A 15,387-nucleotide genomic window follows, 5' to 3' on the forward strand; every position below is an offset into this window, starting at 1 on the left:
GTCAGCGAGCACTGCAGCAGACGGTGGGCCTCGCGCTCGAAAAATCGCCGATAGACCGGACCACAGACGCTCATCCAGCTTGATTGCGCCACGATTCCCGGTTCCAATCCGGGCGCCATTTCTGGTTTAGGGAGACAATCATGATGAAGCGGATTTTGCTGACTGCGATCGTTGCCACCTTTGCAGCGGGTTCGGCCTTCGCGGAAGACACCTGCGAAAGTAAGGCGGTCGGCAAGGACGGCAAGGCGTTGGCTGGTGCCGCCAAGACCTCGTTCATGAAAAAGTGCAAGGCTGACGCCTGCGCGCCCAAGGCGGTCAGCGCCGAAGGCAAGCCGCTCGCCGGTGCCGCCAAGAACAGCTTCATGAAGAAGTGCGAAGTCGGCGCGTAATCGCGCTGCGAATTTGTTGTTGCCTTAGCGACATCTGCTCCACGAGATCGTGCTGCCCGGGCTTATCCCGCCTGCGAGGCCGAAGCCTCTTCGGCGAGGCGAAGGCCCGGGCATTCACGTTCCTGTTTTCGAGCAACAGAGGCGCAGAACTTTTGCCGCCTCCCCGCGCGTGCCGCGCGCCAGACCAAATCATCCCAAGGTTGCGCCACACTAGACAGCAGGCCTCGACTGACGGATCATGCCGTGCTGAGCGAACCGGGGCGCATCAACGAGGCCATCTAGGAAAAGGAAGTCGAGATGTGGCAGTTTCGAGTGCGGGATCACGCAATGGCGACAATGAGCTTGCTCTTCGCGCTGCTCATCAGTCTTGACGTCGCGAATGCGAGGGGCCCCGGTCTGCCCAACGTCATGGTCCTGGCAACCGGCGGTACGATCGCCGGCAGCGGGGCGAGCAGCACCACCGTGGTCGGTTACACCGCCGCCACGGTGGGCATAGAGACCCTCCTGAACGCGGTCCCCGAACTGAAAACGGTGGCTAACGTCAAGGGCGAGCAGGTCTTCCAGATCGCCAGCGAGAACATGAACAATGACTACTGGCTCAAGCTCGCAAAGCGCGTCAACGCGCTTCTCGCGCAGGACGACGTCGATGGAATTGTGATCACGCACGGGACCGATACGATCGAGGAGACCAGCTATTTTCTAGACCTGGTCGTCAAGAGCAAGAAACCTGTCGTCGTCGTCGGCGCGATGCGGCCGTCGACCGCAATCAGCGCGGATGGGCCGATCAATCTCTTTAATGCGGTGATCCTCGCAGGCAGTGACGAGGCTGTCGGCAAGGGCGTGCTCGTTGCTCTCAACGATCAGATCAACGCGGCTCGCGATGTCACCAAGAACAACACCTCGACGGCAGACACCTTCCGCACACCTGAACTCGGCTTTCTCGGCTACATGCAGGGCAACAAGCCGTACTTCTATCGTCAATCGACGCGCCGGCACACGGCGGACTCCGAATTTGACGTCTCCAGCCTCGATGTCCTGCCGCAAGTCGACATCGTCTACGGCTACGCCAACATGAACCGGGTCGCGATCGACGCTTTTGTCGCCGCCGGAGCCAAGGGGATCGTGCATGCCGGCGTTGGGGACGGCAGCCTGGCTCGGCCCGCGGTGGAGCCGGCCCTCGACGAGGCCCGCAAGAAGGGTGTCGTGATCGTTCGCAGCAGCCGTGTCGGGAACGGCATCGTCGCGCGCAACGGCGAGGCCAAGGACGACGAACACGACTTCGTCGTCTCCGATACGCTTAATCCCCAAAAGGCGCGCATCCTGCTGATGCTGGCGCTGACCAAGACGACTGATACCAAGGAGATCCAGCGGATGTTCTACTCTTACTAGAGTGTCCGAAGCGCGGTCGCTCCACGAATTCGTCAAAGGTCGTGGATGGCCGGGACAAGCCCGGCCATGACGGCGAGGCGATGGTCAATCCCGCTTGAAACGATAGTCAAAGGCGGCGCCGAGCGGCTTGATCAGCCCGAGCGTCGGCGCCGGAAAATGAATCGGCAGAATCAGCGTGTCGGTGTCGGCGACGGAAGCAAAAAACTTTCGCCGCGACACCGCCGACTGTTTCGCATCCCAATCCGGCTTGGCCGACCAGTCCGGCTCGCGGCACTGGATCTGGTGATGCATGAGATCGCCGGCGACCACCGCGCGTTGCCCCTTCGAGAAGATGTTCACGCAGCAATGACAGGGCGAGTGCCCCGGCGTCGGCGTCAGCGTGACGGTGTCATCCAACGCATAATCATCATCGACCAATAGCGCCTGCCCGGCCTCGACGATCGGCAGGCAATTGTCGCGAAAGACGGTGCCGGGCGGATTGCTGCCCTTGGCGTGCTCGGCCTCCCAGGCCGCATACTCACGCTTGTGGAAGACGTATTTCGCATTCGGAAACGTCGGCACCCAGCGGCCGTCGCGCAAGGTCGTATTCCAGCCGGTGTGGTCGACATGCAGATGCGTGCAGAAGACGTAGTCGATCTGCTCGAAGCCGATACCGAGCGCGAACAATTCGTTGCGCCAGCGCTCCTTGCCGGGAAAGTCGAACGGCGGCGGATGGCCCTTGTCCTCGCCGGTGCAGGTGTCGACCAGAATGGTGTAGCGCGGCGTCCGCACCACGAACGTCTGATAGGTGATGACCATCATGCCGCGCGCGGCGTCGAACACCTCCGGCTCCATCGTCGGCAGATGGCGTTTGAACACGCCCTCGTCATAGGCCGGGAAAAAATCCTGCGGCCGCCGCCACGGCCCTTCCCGCTCGATCACCGCATCGATGGTGACGTCGCCGATCCTGAGCTGCCTCATTGCTTGTTTCGCTCCTTTTTTAAGGGAGCGTAGCGGTAGGCGTTAACGCGTCAAGACGCATATGGAAATGCTAGCTCCGCAACCCCGGCGCTTCCTGCCCGGTCCGCGCGACGTACTCCGTGTAGCCGCCGCCAAACTGGTGGATGCCCTCTGGCGTCAGCTCCAGCACGCGGTTCGACAGGACGCTGAGAAAATGCCGATCATGCGACACGAACAGCATGGTGCCCTCGAAATCCGACAGCGCCGTGATCAGCATCTCCTTGGTGGCGAGATCAAGATGGTTGGTCGGCTCGTCCAGCACCAGGAAGTTCGGCGGATCGAACAGCATCTTCGCCATCACCAGGCGCGCCTTCTCGCCGCCCGACAGCACGCGGCAGCGCTTCTCGACATCGTCCCCGGAGAAGCCGAAACAGCCGGCGAGCGCGCGCAAGCTGCCCTGCCCCGCGGTCGGAAACTGTTCTTCCAGCGACTGGAACACCGTGTGTTCGCCGTCGAGCAGGTCCATGGCGTGCTGGGCGAAATAGCCCATCTTGACGCTGCCGCCCACCGCCACCGTGCCTTGGTCCGGCTCGCTCGCACCGGCGATCAACTTGAGCAGCGTCGACTTGCCGGCGCCGTTGACGCCCATCACGCACCAGCGCTCCCTACGGCGGATCATGAAATCGAGGCCGTCATAGATGCGCTTGCTGCCATAGCCCTTATAGACGTTCTTCAACGCCACGACGTCCTCGCCCGAGCGCGGCGCGGGCAGGAAATCGAACGCCACCGTCTGGCGGCGGCGCGGCGGCTCGACCCGCTCGATCTTGTCGAGCTTCTTCACCCGGCTCTGAACTTGAGCGGCATGAGACGCGCGCGCCTTGAAGCGCTCGATGAATTTGATCTCCTTGGCGAGCATCGCCTGCTGGCGCTCGAACTGCGCCTGCTGCTGCTTCTCGCTCAGCGCCCGCTGCTGCTCGTAGAATTCGTAATTGCCGGCGTAGGTCGTCAGCGATCCGGAATCGATCTCGACCACTTTCGAGATCACGCGGTTGATGAACTCGCGGTCATGCGAGGTCATCAGCAACGTGCCTTCGTAGTCGTGCAAGAACTTCTCGAGCCAGATCAGGCTTTCGAGATCGAGATGGTTGCTGGGCTCGTCGAGCAGCATGACGTCGGGGCGCATCAAGAGGATGCGGGCGAGCGCCACGCGCATCTTCCAGCCACCGGAGAGCTTGCCGACATCGCCGTCCATCATCTCCTGGCTGAAGCCGAGGCCGGACAGCGCCTCGCGCGCACGGCCGTCGAGCGCGTAGCCGTCAAGCTCTTCGAATGCGTGCTGTACTTCCCCATAACGCGCGATGATCTCGTCCATCTGGTCGGCTTTGTCGGGATCGGCCATCGCGGTCTCGAGCTCGCGCAGCTCGGCGGCCACCGCACTCACCGGTCCTGCCCCGTCCATGACCTCGGCCACGGCGCTGCGGCCGGCCATCTCGCCGACGTCCTGATTGAAGTAGCCGATGGTGATGCCGCGATCGGTCGAGACCTGCCCCTCGTCGGGCAGTTCCTCGCCGGCGATCATCCGGAATAGCGTGGTCTTGCCCGCGCCGTTCGGGCCGACAAGGCCGATCTTCTCGCCCCTGTTGAGGGCGGCGGACGCTTCGATGAACAGGATCTGGTGGCCGGCTTGCTTGCTGACGTTGTCGAGGCGGATCATGGGGTCTTTTTGGGGGATTGTTGCGTTGCGGCGTAATAGGCCATGCGGGCCGCCAGGGGAAGCCCGGCCGGCCCCGGATCTGCCCCCGCCAGCAGCCAAATTCGCTCAATTCGACAAAGAACTAGGGCTTGTAGACCTCGACGGTCTGCATCATGCCCATCTCCTCATGGTTCATCATGTGGCAGTGGAGCATGTAGACGCCCGTGAAATCGATGAAGCGTGAGCGGAACACGACCTGGCCGCCCTTGCGCTCCACGATCACGGAATCCCGCCATTCCGGCACCGCCAGCGCCTTGCCATTGGCCGAGACCACCTGGAACGGGTTGGTGTGGATGTGAAAGACGTGGTCGTCATGCTCATGCGTGTTGACGATGGTCCACTCCTCGACCGCGCCGAGCTTGACCCGCTGATCGATGCGGCCGGGATCGAACTTCTTGCCGTCGACGAAGAACTCGAACTCCTGCCAATGGCCGGCAGCGTCCGCCTCCGGCGCGGTCGCCGACAACGTCACCTTGCGACGGTTGGTGATCTCGGAATCCTTGATCGTGGCGAGCGGCGCCGGCGGCAGGGCGCGCGGCAGCTTCATGTCCATCGGCGCGCCAGCCACCACGACCCGCGCCAGCGGCCCGACCGGCGAAGGATGCCCCTGGTCGTAGGGCGCGGCGTTGAAGGCGTAGGTGCCGGGACCGCCTGCCTTCACCAGAATGTCCGCGCGCTGGCCGGGCGCGATCAGGACCTGCTTGAGCGACTGCATGGCGCCGAGCTGGATGCCGTCATACGCAATCGCATGCAGATCGTGCTTCTCGAGATCGAGCAGCATGTCGTCCTGATAGGCGGCATTGAGGATACGCCAGCGCTGCACTTCGCCCGGACGCATCTCGATCGCCGGCCGCCGTTGCCCGTTGATCGCCAGGAAGCGCGTCGCGGTCTCCGGAAACAGCGTCTCGAAATTCTCGACCATCCCCTTGGCGTCGTAGACCACCTGGGTCAGCACCAGCAGCCGCTCGCGCGCATCCGTGATCTCCGGCACACCGGCGAAATCGCCCTCGATGACGACGGCGCCCACCATGCCGCTGGACATCTGGATATCGGCGCTGCCGTGGTGATGCGGATGATACCAATAGGTGCCGCTGGTGTGGTCGGCCGGCAGCGAGACCTCGATGTTGTAGCTGTGCCCCGGCGCCATCGAACGCATGACATTGTCCGCAATCCCGCTCGGGCTCGCATGCGCACCGTGAAAATGGAAATTGGTGTTGTTGAACTGGTGCGGATGGCTGATGTCCGCGGGCAGCCCATCGCGGTTCGGCGGCAAATCGTTGATCAGCTTGATGCGCAGCGTCTCGCCGGGCTTCATCCGCAGGGTCGGACCGGGACTGCCGCCGTCGTACGACCTGACATAGAGCTTGACGCCGCCGATCTGGCGATAGGCGTAGCCGACGCGCAATGTGGTGCTGAGCACGCCATTGACGGACCTGCGCACCTCGGGCTCGACCAGCGGCTGGTCCATGGCCGGAGCCGGCGTTTCAGCGACCATCCCCATCGTCGGCGACATGTCCGCGCTGTGGGACATGCCCGCATGGTCGTGCACGGCGTTCTGCGCATTTGCGACACCTGCGAACAGCGACAACGCGCCGGCCTTGAGACCGCAATCGAGCAATTGTCGGCGCGACAATGTCGTAGTCCCTGTCACGCTGGTGACTGTAGCTGCACCGTTCGAATCGTGCTGCATTTGCGTTTCGCCCCCTTGTTGCCTGACGGTCTTCCGTTCGATTCGATTTTAAAGCAAGCTCGAAACCACAATTCGAACCGCAAGCGTATCACATTCATTGGTTGTAAACCTCCTCACCCGTTCTATCGTCAATGAAACGTAACGGATTCGGCGCTCGAGCTGGTCCGTGGCCTCCCGACATCGAATGCTGCCAGCATCCCGATGTCCTCGGAACTCTGTACAAGGAACTGATCATGAGGCCTTCGCGGCGCGAGTTCGTGAAGTGGTTGTCGGCGGGAGGCATCTCGGTCAGCCTGTCACACCTTGCTTCCGCAACGGGCGTTCCCTTCGCAGCCCACGAGACGCTGCCTGGACGCGGCAAGTTCAATCCCGCGACCAAGGGCGCCGGCCGAGTCGACGGCGTCGCCAAGGTCACCGGCGCAAAGCTTTACGCCTCCGACTTTCGCGCCAATGATCTGCCGGGCTGGCCGCAGACCACCTCGCACGCCATCCTGGTCCGTGCCAACGACGCCGCGCACGTCTATACCGGGCTGGACCTCGGCCGCCTCGGCGGCGCGCTCAAGCCGTCGGTGGTGGTGACGGCCGCTGATCTCGACCGGATCGGGACGCAGGTGCCGGAATTCTATGCGGGCGACCTGTTCTGTCCGCCCGGCAAGACGCCGCTTTATCTCGGCCAGCCGGTCGCGCTTTTGATCTTCGAAAAGTTCGACGCCTTCGACCAGGCGCGTCTCGCGCTGCGCGACGGCACGTTCGTCCAGTTCGGCGAGGAGACCGGGCCAGTCGTCGTGCCCGATTACGGGGCCTTCCGCTTCACCCGCGTGGCAGGTCCCTCGCCTGACAAGCCGGATGTCTATTCGCCGCTTCAGGCCGGCTGGGTCTCGCCGAAGAAAGTGCAGAGCGCAGCGCTGCCGGTGTGGTCGCCGCTTGCGAAGGAAATGCCGGCGGATTACGCCAAGGCAGCGAAACATGGCGAGCAGATCCGCGCCGAGCTTGCAGCGGATGACGCCTCGATGCTGGTGCTCGACCGCGAGTTCGAGACGCAATCGGTCGACCCGATGTTCCTCGAGCCGGAATGCGGGCTCGCCTGGTACGACGGCAAGGGCGGCAATCTCGAACTGCTGCTTGGCGTTCAGTCGCCCTACGAGGCGGCGGAGTCGATCGCGCATCTGTTCGGCAAGGCCCGCGCGCCCTACAAGCCGGCGCACATCAACGCGCAGTTCGCCCATGTCGGTGGCGGCTTTGGTGGCCGCGATCACACACCTTTCATTCTCTATGTTGCGCTCGCGGCGGTCTGCTTTCCCGGCAAGCCGGTGCGGCTGGCGCATGACCGCTACCAGCAGTTTCAGGGCGGCATCAAGCGCCACGCGATCAAGATGCGCTCGCGCATCGGCATCGATCGCGCGACCGGCAAGATCAAGGCGTTCGCCGCCGATCACGTGCTCGACGGCGGCGGGCTCGCCCATTTCTCGGCCAGCGTCGCCGTCGTCGCGGCCACCGGCGCGATCGGCATCTACGACATTCCGAAGGTCGACGTCAGAACCGTCGCGGTGCACTCGCGCGGCGTGAGCGCGGGCTCGATGCGCGGCTATGGCATCCTGCAAGCCATGACGGCGCTGGAGGTCCTTATCGACGAGGCGGCGTCCGAACTCAAGCGCGATCCGATCGAATTCCGGCGGCGCAATGCGCTGCCCCAGAACGGCCGGACCATGACGGGCAATCCCTACATCGTCTCGGTGCGCACGCCCGAAATCCTCGACAAGCTCGAGAAGCACCCGATCTGGCAGCAGCGGGCGCAGTTCAGGCAGACATCGTCGGATCGGCTGGTCGGCACCGGCGTCGCCTGCGTGACGAAGGACTATGGCTCCGGCGCGGACGGCTCGCTCGGACGCGTGGAGCTTGCCCCTGACGGCAGGATCGTCATCTATTGCGATCATGTCGAGATGGGCAACGGCATCGGGACGGCGCTGGCCAACCGGGTCGCCGGCCATCTCGGCGCCGTCGCCGACGAGGTCTCGGTCGCCCGCGTCGACAGCTATGACGTACTCGGACTGGTCACATCCGGCGATCCCTCTAGCATCGACCAGAAGACCCAGGATGCCGCGGAGAGAAATCCGCGCTGGGTGCCCGCGATCAGCTCGCCGACAAGCTCCTCGATCGGCGCGCATGTCGGCACGCATTCCGCCGCGGAGGCCGCCCGCGTCATCTTCCGCTTCGGCCTGTGGCCCGCGGCGCTTGAGCTGTGGCGCATCCCAAGGACTGATCCGCGCGCACGGCAATGGGCCAGCGCAAGCTGGCAGAACGGCCAGCTCACCATGCCAGGTCTCGAAATGGCCGGCCTCGAACCGCTCGCGCTCCCTGTGCTCGCGGCAACAGCTCACGCACGCGGCTTCGTCACCGGTGCGGTCGCGCACAGCTTCTCGCGCTGGGCGTGGTCGCGGGCACGCTTTCCGCTGCTAGGGGAGCAATACCGCGCCGACATCGACGCGCTGGCGATCCGCAAAGGCAAGGGCAAGTTCGAGCGGATCAACCGCGCTAGCGTCAAATTTCCGCCGACCGATAACAACCGGATCGGCACCGCCTACACCTCGATGTGCGGCACGGTCGTTCGCGTCGAGATCGAGCGCGCAACAGGTGCGCTTCGCATTGCCAAGGCCTATAGCGTGTTCGAATGCGGCACCGCGCTTGTGCCGGAAGTCGTGATGGGCCAGGCCCAGGGCGGTTTCGCCATGGGGGTCGGCTACGCGCTGCTCGAAACCCTGCCCCCGTTCGAGGGCGGGCCGGGCAACGGCGAGTGGAATCTCGGCCGCTATCTGGTCGCGCGCGGCTCCGACCTGCCGCTCCGCGATCTCGAGATCGAGATGCTGAAGCCGCAGACAGCAGACGAAGCACCGAAGGGCATGGCGGAGGTCGTGATGATCCCGATCGTGCCGGCGCTGATCAACGCCATCCATGACGCCACCGGCCACCGCTTCCGCGCGCTGCCGGTCACAGCAAGTCTATTGAAGGGAGTGCTCGCGTGACCACCCTCAGCCTCACCATCAACGGCCAGAAGCACGGCCCGATGGACGTCCGCGACGATCTGTCGATGAACGATTTTTTGCGCGAGATGCTGGGCATGACCGGCACCAAATTCGGCTGCGGCGCCGCGCAATGCCTAAGCTGCGCCATCATCGTCGACGCGCCCGACGGCTCCAGCACCACCAGCCCGACCTGCGTCGCGCCCGCCGTATCCTTCGACGGCAAATCGATCCGCACCGTCGAGGGCCACGCCCAGGGCGGCCAGCTCTCGGTATTGCAACAGGCCTTCATCAATCACTTCGCCTTCCAATGCGGCTATTGCACCGCCGGCTTTCTTGGCGAAGGCCAGGTGCTGCTCGAGCGCCTGGCGCGCGCGCCCGTACCGCGCGAGGCGCTGGAGCGGACCATCGCAGACGCGCTCGACGGCCATCTCTGCCGCTGCACCGGCTACATCAAATATCAAGAGGCGATGCGCGACGTGATCCTGGCCGATTCAAACCGCTACCTCATAGCCGCGAAGTGACACCCGCCATGATCTCCGACGCGCGGTTCAAGATGATTGCCGTGGTCGCGGCACTGGCCGGCAGTCTCAGTGCGGGCTACGCGGCCTCGGAAAGCGCAAGCCCTGCGCTGGCCTCGCCGGAAAGCTTCGCCGGCATCAGCGAGACCGAGAAGCGATCGGCTGCGATCTTCACCGAGCTCGGCAAGGTCCTGACAAATCCGCGTTGCACCAATTGTCATCCGGCCGGCGACAGGCCGCACCAGGGCGACAATCCCCGGCTCCATCAGCCGCCGGTCTCGCGCGGCGCTGACGGCCATGGGCTCGAGGCGATGCGCTGCAACAGCTGCCACCAGAAGGCCAATTTCGAGCCCGGTCGCATGCCCGGCCATCCCGACTGGCATCTGGCGCCGCGCGAGATGGCTTGGGAAGGCAAGACGATCGGCGAAATCTGCGAGCAGATCAGGGATCCCGCACGCAATGGCGGGCGCAAGGTGGAAGACCTGATCGACCATATCGGCAAGGACACCCTCGTCGGCTGGGCCTGGAAGCCCGGCTTCGGCCGCTCGCCCGCGCCGGGCACGCAGGAGCAGGCCGGCGCGCTGGTCGAGGCCTGGGTGAAGACGGGAGCGGCGTGTCCCGCGCCTTGAGCGCCTTCGGGCTTGTGATAAGCACGAACAGCTCCACTCCCGTTCGGGAGTGACGCTGCGGCAAACGCAGTAAACGAAGCCTTAATGAGCCCGGCCGTCGCGCCGGGCTTTTCATTGAGTGGCCTGATTTGATTTTCAGAGTGGCTCGTTCAGGCCAGTACCGAAAGCCGCAAGACCCGCCGACGCGACCTGCGCGTCCTGGGTTGATTGCATGCCTGACACACCGATCGCGCCGATCACCCTCCCCCCGCGCACGATCGGAAGGCCGCCTTCCAGAGGCGTCAGATTGGTCATACCCAGGAGCCGCAGATGAAGGCCGCCGGCGGAGAGCGCCGATTCGAACATGCCCGTAGACCGCCTGAAATCGACCGCTGTTTTCGCCTTTTGCTGAGCGACGAGCACGCTGCCATGCTGCGCCTGATCGAGACGGTAGAGCAGAACGAGATGGCCACCACTGTCGGCGACGGCGATCACCATCGGCCATCCCTGACGTTGCGCTTCGGCGCGCGCCGCGCCGGCAACGAGCGCGGCCTCGTCGAGCGTTATCGGGTCACCATAGAGGGGCGTCAGGGCCACTATAGGTGCGTTTACTTTCGAGCGATCAATGTCCGTCATGGGAAGCTCCAGGTTGCTGAGAGCTGATGACAACATATCGCGCATCTGGTGATAATATACGCTAATGAGGATATATTATCTCACTTTTCGAGAGAATGGCCCCTGACCTCGCTTGCGGACTACACGATTTTTCTGGCTATTGTTGATGAGGGCAGCCTGACATCGGCAGCTGTTCGTCTTGGCCGATCGCTTCAGGCGGTGAGCCGGTCGCTGGCAAGGCTCGAGCAGGATCTTGGCGTTGAGCTCGTGTCGCGGACGACGCGGCGCCTGCACCCCACGGCGACAGGGCTTGATTTTGCCGATCGCATCCGCCTGGCACTCACCACCATTGACGGCGCGCGTGAAGATCTCCTTGCTCGCGATCGGCGCCTCGCCGGCACCATCCGCATCGGCACGTCGAGCCTGTTCGGGCCCGAATATGTGACTCCTGCGCTGAGCCAATTTCTTACGCGGAATCCGGAAGTGCACATCGAGCTTGTCTTGTCCGATGAGCATATCGACCTCGTCGCTGAGAAGCTGGATTTCGCCGTTCGCATCGGCAACCTGCCGGACTCGAACTTGAGGGTTCGCCGCATCGGCGGATTGAATTGGGCGGTCTTCGCTTCACCGGCTTATCTCGCCGCGCACGGTCGTCCCGGGCATCCGCGAGAGCTTTCCCATCATGAGTGCGTGTTGCGGGCCAGCGACGACGACAGATGGGTATTTGACGACAACAAGCGGCGCATCGCGGTGCATGGCCGCTTTCGCTCGGAAAATGCTGCTGCACGCAATGCGGCCGTAGCTTCAGGCGTTGGCATTGGGCTCGCGCCGCTCTGGCAGGTGCGCAGGCTGATCGAGCAAGGGATCGTGGAGCAAATCCTTGTCGGCCACGAGCCGCCGCCTATTCCACTCCAGATCGTTTGGGTCAGGCGGGGCGCCGGCGCGTTGCCGCGGCGTATCCGTGCCGCAATGGATTTCCTCGTCGCGCGGCTCTCTGCCCAGCGGATATGAGTTGCGGCATTCGCCACATCGCCGTCGTCGGCGTCGTGGTAGGCGCGGACCGCGTTGCGCGGCTGTCATCGGCCAAGCTGGAATTCAGGACCGCCGCATCAACTTGAGCGAAGCCGCAAACCGTAGGCTGCGCTTACCGGCGAGCGCGATGCCTTCGAGCTCGGCGCTATCGGCCGTGCAGGTTCCGGAAAAGCAATCGAGCGCGCGCAGGCTCATTCCATAGAACCCGTTGGTGATGCCGCCCTCCCCGATCGCGCCGCGAGACGGCAGCGCCCCGTGGTCGAGCCGCGTCAGATGTGCCCAGAAACGACCACCCGGGGAATACGATGACAGCGCATTCAACTAACACGACACCCGTCGTAGCAGGACGCCCCAAGTGGTTAAATGCACTGTCACCGCAATTAAGGAACGGACCCGTGCACCGCAGCAGTTATCTCCTCTATTTCATCACCTCGTCGGCGCGGGCGAGCAGGGTCATTGGAACGTAAAAGCGGCAAGGTGTACCGGAAAAGGCTGTTTTCAATGCTCCGAAGTAAACTTTAGAACAGCTTCATTGAAAGCCTTTGGGTTCTCAGCGGTCATTGCGTGACCCGCGCAAGGAATAACGACCGGCGGCTCGAAATTGCCCCGATTCTGCATCTCGGAAATCAAAACACCATACAGTGGTGGCGATTTCTCGCCATTTATCATGAGGACGGCGAAATTGAAATTCCGCAAATCTTCGTCTGTGGTGAGAGGAAGTGGATCATCGACGATCGCGGTCCGAATATTCTGAAGAAACTCTTTCTGCCGCCCCACTGACAAACTCTGCCAAAAGTCCGGACCGACCAAGCGATGCATGAAGCGGGCCGTGCCGCCCTCAACATCTCTATTGGCTACATCTTTCCGCAACTCAGCAAACAAGTTTGATCGGAAGGCCGTCGCCTTTAAATTTGCTTCCGTTTCAGGAAGCTCAAGCCTGACGCCTGCATCCGCCAGAATGAGGCTTCGGATGAGGTCAGGATATTTTTTCGCCACTTCGATAGCAACAGCACCGCCGCGAGAAACACCCAACAAGTGCACCGGACCAAGATCCAGCTTTTCTACGAAGGCGCCCACATCGTCGGCGTGCTGGGCGAATGAGAAATCGTTTCCCACGCCGTCCCACAATTCAGGGAAATAGTGCCTGAGGCTTACGTTCAGAACTCGATGTTGTCTGGAAAACGGTTCGATCTGATCCGGCCAAATTCGATAATCGCAGAACGATCCATGGACCAGGACAAGCGGCGGGCCAGCTCCACGATCTTGATAGGCCATGGGATATCCATTGACCTCGATCCATTTTACATCAGCAGGGATCGGCCATTTCGGCGGAAGATAAGACATCAAGGAAGCTCCAGCGTGGTCCGTCAATGCTCCGAGGTCGTACCACTTTCGGGCCTGCTTTACCCTCTCAAGCGGACACCCCGGATCTTTGAATAACCGCCCTACGCCCGTCGCATCAACTTGAGCGAAGCCGCGAGCCGCAAACTGCGCTTGCCGGCGAGCGCGATGCCTTCGAGCTCGGCGCTCTCGGCCGTGCAGCTTCCGGAAAAACCGATCCCGACCTCATAGCCGCCGAACACGGGGTTTTCGCCTTTCGCCGGCGTGTGCTCCTGGTTGAGCATCTCGCCCTTCCAGCGGCCGTCCGCCGAGGAGTAGGAGCCGAGATAGTAGAAAAACGCATCGCCGCCGAGAATGCGGCCGTCGATCAGCAACATCACGCCGGAGAGTCCCGCCTCGACCCCGTCGAGTCCACGGATGTGGATCGAGTACAACCCGTTGACGATGCCATCCGGGCCGACCGTGCCGCGCGGTGGCAGCGCCTCATCGTCGAGCGGCGCCAGGTTGGCCCAGAACACGCTGCCCGGCATCGGATCCGCCTTGCCTTCGAACAGGATCGTCGATCCCTCCCTCCTGCCGCGCACCTTGATCGCGGCGACGTCGGTGCCCATCAGCGGCTTGTAATTGGGATCGTCATTGTGCCGCTCGGTGATCACACTGGCTTCGATCGCGCCGTCCTTGACGTCATAGGTCCCGAGATGCGCAAAGGCGGAATTGCCGCCGAGCATCTTGCCGTCATGCATGCACATGATGCTGCGGCCGAAGGCGCCGTTGATGCCGTATTCAACCTTGTAGAGTCCGTCCAGCAACGCAATAGACCCGCAAATTCAAAAGGAAAGCATGCGCTACCTAGCATCGCCGCCGCACCAAGGCCATCGGGCTTTTCCGCGCACGGCCATTCGCGGAGCTACACCTGCGATGATGCCATCATGCCCCTGTTTTGCCCGACGGCGCAACGATTTCGTCAATTCCGTAGAGCTGTAATTTCAACACCATCCGCAGAGCTGTGATTTCAAACACTTGGCTACTGTGCATGGGGTTGTTTTTCGACTTTTTGTTTGCCAGTCCCCGGCGGCCCCTTCCGCAGTCATCAAAGCCGGCTTCGGACCCGCCGGCGCAGGCGCGCGACCAAGCCGCATGGGTCAGACGGAGCCATCAGCCGAGGCGCAGATCGCAACCTTCGTCGCAAGCGCAGCGAAGCTGCTGCTGCTCGATGCCGCGTTCTACTACGACAAGTGAACTAAAAACACAGCGTGGTGACGAGCTTGCCCTGCTTGTCCTTGATTGCATAGGGACAGCGCAGCCGCTCCAGCGCCTGCTTGGCATCCGCGTCGCCGAGCGCTGCGGCGCGTTCGTAATAGGATTTCGCGGCGTCCTTGTCCTTGGGCCCGCCGCGGCCTTCCTGCGCGAAGGCGCCCATTCGCTCCAGCGCGCCGGGATGGTTTTGCGCCGCCGCCTTCTCGAACAGCGCGCGCGCCGCGGCGTCGTCCTTCGCCCCGCTCGTGGCTTCGGAGAGCATCACGCCGAGCTGGTACTGCGCCTCCGCGTTGGTCTCGGCGGCCTTGCCGAGCAATGCGCGCGCCTGCGCGGGATCGGCCGGCGCGGCGCCGCCGCTGCCGCCGAGCGCGGCGAGATTGCTGACGCCGCGGGGATTGCCCGCCTGCGCCGCCTTCTCGAACAATTTGCGCGCCTGCGCTTCATCCCTGGCGACGCCGGAGCCGGTGCCATAGGCCACACCGAGCTCGACCATCGCGGCGCTCGATCCCTTGTCGGCGGCCTTGCGCCAGGCAGCCATTGCTTCCGCTGTCTGCCGGTTGGCCGCATAGGCGCGGCCGAGCGCGAACATCGCGCGCCGCGACGAGGGCGCGGCCTGCTTGCAGAATTTGATGGCGGTCGCAACGTCGGAGGCCGCAATCTCCGTCACGCCACTCAATTCGGCCGGCTTGTCGGGATCGCTGGGATCGGCCGCGACCCGGTCGCACAGGACGAGATCGGCCGATTGCGCATGCGCCGACAACGGCGCGGCAAGCGTGAGAAGGATGGCAACGTGGAAAGTCCGCATGAACATCAGGTTGCGTCGCGGTCCCGGCAAA

The 15,387-nt window shown here is 63.3% G+C and carries 14 protein-coding genes; 6 read left to right on the forward strand and 8 right to left on the reverse strand.

Going from position 1 to position 15,387, the window contains the following annotated elements; all coding sequences use genetic code 11:
* The first annotated feature begins 140 nt into the window (after nucleotides 1-140).
* Both IVA88_RS23020 and IVA88_RS23025 read left to right on the forward strand, forming a co-directional pair.
* The gene (locus tag IVA88_RS23020; protein WP_247499447.1) at nucleotides 141-389 is read left to right on the forward strand and encodes a hypothetical protein; all 249 of its coding nucleotides are present in this window, start codon (nucleotides 141-143) and stop codon (nucleotides 387-389) included.
* A gap of 336 nt (nucleotides 390-725) precedes the next feature.
* Nucleotides 726-1,778, forward strand: coding sequence for a type II asparaginase (locus IVA88_RS23025; protein ID WP_247499448.1), 1,053 nt, complete (start codon nucleotides 726-728; stop codon nucleotides 1,776-1,778).
* 84 nt (nucleotides 1,779-1,862) lie between these two features.
* Here the strand turns inward: IVA88_RS23025 and IVA88_RS23030 are convergent, their stop codons facing one another.
* The 3 genes from IVA88_RS23030 to IVA88_RS23040 form a co-directional block, all read right to left on the reverse strand.
* Entirely contained in the window at nucleotides 1,863-2,738 is an 876-nt protein-coding gene (locus tag IVA88_RS23030) for an MBL fold metallo-hydrolase (RefSeq protein WP_247499449.1), read from the reverse strand.
* Between the two features lie 70 nt (nucleotides 2,739-2,808).
* A complete protein-coding gene (locus tag IVA88_RS23035; RefSeq protein ID WP_247499450.1) occupies nucleotides 2,809-4,431 on the reverse strand; it encodes an ABC-F family ATP-binding cassette domain-containing protein in 1,623 nt (540 codons plus the stop codon).
* 121 nt (nucleotides 4,432-4,552) lie between these two features.
* Complete coding sequence (locus IVA88_RS23040) at nucleotides 4,553-6,160, reverse strand: multicopper oxidase family protein (protein ID WP_247499451.1); 1,608 nt, start codon at nucleotides 6,158-6,160, stop codon at nucleotides 4,553-4,555.
* 233 nt (nucleotides 6,161-6,393) lie between these two features.
* Here IVA88_RS23040 and IVA88_RS23045 point away from each other — a divergent pair, with 233 nt between their 5' ends.
* Genes IVA88_RS23045 through IVA88_RS23055 form a run of 3 tightly spaced genes read left to right on the forward strand, consistent with a single transcriptional unit; the run spans nucleotide 6,394 to nucleotide 10,327 of the window.
* Nucleotides 6,394-9,180 (forward strand): molybdopterin cofactor-binding domain-containing protein, encoded by a 2,787-nt coding sequence (locus IVA88_RS23045; RefSeq protein ID WP_247499452.1) that lies wholly within the window; start codon nucleotides 6,394-6,396, stop codon nucleotides 9,178-9,180.
* Entirely contained in the window at nucleotides 9,177-9,701 is a 525-nt protein-coding gene (locus tag IVA88_RS23050; protein WP_247499453.1) for a 2Fe-2S iron-sulfur cluster-binding protein, read from the forward strand. The genes IVA88_RS23045 and IVA88_RS23050 overlap by 4 nt, the downstream gene beginning before the upstream one ends.
* Nucleotides 9,702-9,709: 8 nt before the next feature.
* Nucleotides 9,710-10,327: an Isoquinoline 1-oxidoreductase subunit gene (locus IVA88_RS23055; protein WP_247499454.1), complete on the forward strand. Its 618-nt coding sequence runs from the start codon at nucleotides 9,710-9,712 to the stop codon at nucleotides 10,325-10,327.
* A gap of 135 nt (nucleotides 10,328-10,462) precedes the next feature.
* Here IVA88_RS23055 and IVA88_RS23060 read toward each other — a convergent pair whose 3' ends face one another.
* On the reverse strand, nucleotides 10,463-10,942 hold the full coding sequence (locus tag IVA88_RS23060; RefSeq protein WP_247499455.1) for a heme-binding protein: 480 nt from the start codon (nucleotides 10,940-10,942) through the stop codon (nucleotides 10,463-10,465).
* A gap of 48 nt (nucleotides 10,943-10,990) precedes the next feature.
* On the opposite strand from IVA88_RS23060, the gene IVA88_RS23065 reads away from it, so the two are divergent.
* Entirely contained in the window at nucleotides 10,991-11,932 is a 942-nt protein-coding gene (locus tag IVA88_RS23065; protein ID WP_247499456.1) for a LysR family transcriptional regulator, read from the forward strand.
* A gap of 84 nt (nucleotides 11,933-12,016) precedes the next feature.
* Here IVA88_RS23065 and IVA88_RS23070 read toward each other — a convergent pair whose 3' ends face one another.
* From IVA88_RS23070 to IVA88_RS23085, 4 genes are all read right to left on the reverse strand, one after another.
* Complete coding sequence (locus tag IVA88_RS23070) at nucleotides 12,017-12,274, reverse strand: hypothetical protein (RefSeq protein WP_247499457.1); 258 nt, start codon at nucleotides 12,272-12,274, stop codon at nucleotides 12,017-12,019.
* A gap of 177 nt (nucleotides 12,275-12,451) precedes the next feature.
* Nucleotides 12,452-13,297 carry an alpha/beta hydrolase gene (locus IVA88_RS23075; protein ID WP_247499458.1) on the reverse strand — a complete coding sequence of 282 codons (846 nt, stop codon included), beginning with the start codon at nucleotides 13,295-13,297 and terminating at the stop codon, nucleotides 12,452-12,454.
* A 101-nt stretch (nucleotides 13,298-13,398) separates the two neighbouring features.
* Nucleotides 13,399-14,103 carry a hypothetical protein gene (locus IVA88_RS23080; RefSeq protein ID WP_247499459.1) on the reverse strand — a complete coding sequence of 235 codons (705 nt, stop codon included), beginning with the start codon at nucleotides 14,101-14,103 and terminating at the stop codon, nucleotides 13,399-13,401.
* 431 nt (nucleotides 14,104-14,534) lie between these two features.
* Nucleotides 14,535-15,356, reverse strand: coding sequence for a tetratricopeptide repeat protein (locus tag IVA88_RS23085; RefSeq protein ID WP_247500394.1), 822 nt, complete (start codon nucleotides 15,354-15,356; stop codon nucleotides 14,535-14,537).
* Nucleotides 15,357-15,387: the final 31 nt, after the last annotated feature.

It is taken from the genome of Bradyrhizobium sp. 149 (assembly GCF_023073915.1).
Lineage (GTDB): Bacteria > Pseudomonadota > Alphaproteobacteria > Rhizobiales > Xanthobacteraceae > Bradyrhizobium.

Excerpts from the sequence above, each read along its gene's own strand:
- IVA88_RS23020 (WP_247499447.1), top strand. The coding sequence starts at position 141 with ATGATGAAGCGGATTTTGCTGACTGCGATCGTTGCCACCTTTGCAGCG.
- IVA88_RS23025 (WP_247499448.1), top strand. The coding sequence starts at position 726 with ATGAGCTTGCTCTTCGCGCTGCTCATCAGTCTTGACGTCGCGAATGCG.
- IVA88_RS23030 (WP_247499449.1), bottom strand. The coding sequence starts at position 2,738 with ATGAGGCAGCTCAGGATCGGCGACGTCACCATCGATGCGGTGATCGAG.
- IVA88_RS23035 (WP_247499450.1), bottom strand. The coding sequence starts at position 4,431 with ATGATCCGCCTCGACAACGTCAGCAAGCAAGCCGGCCACCAGATCCTG.
- IVA88_RS23040 (WP_247499451.1), bottom strand. The coding sequence starts at position 6,160 with ATGCAGCACGATTCGAACGGTGCAGCTACAGTCACCAGCGTGACAGGG.
- IVA88_RS23045 (WP_247499452.1), top strand. The coding sequence starts at position 6,394 with ATGAGGCCTTCGCGGCGCGAGTTCGTGAAGTGGTTGTCGGCGGGAGGC.
- IVA88_RS23055 (WP_247499454.1), top strand. The coding sequence starts at position 9,710 with ATGATCTCCGACGCGCGGTTCAAGATGATTGCCGTGGTCGCGGCACTG.
- IVA88_RS23060 (WP_247499455.1), bottom strand. The coding sequence starts at position 10,942 with ATGACGGACATTGATCGCTCGAAAGTAAACGCACCTATAGTGGCCCTG.
- IVA88_RS23075 (WP_247499458.1), bottom strand. The coding sequence starts at position 13,297 with ATGTCTTATCTTCCGCCGAAATGGCCGATCCCTGCTGATGTAAAATGG.
- IVA88_RS23085 (WP_247500394.1), bottom strand. The coding sequence starts at position 15,356 with ATGCGGACTTTCCACGTTGCCATCCTTCTCACGCTTGCCGCGCCGTTG.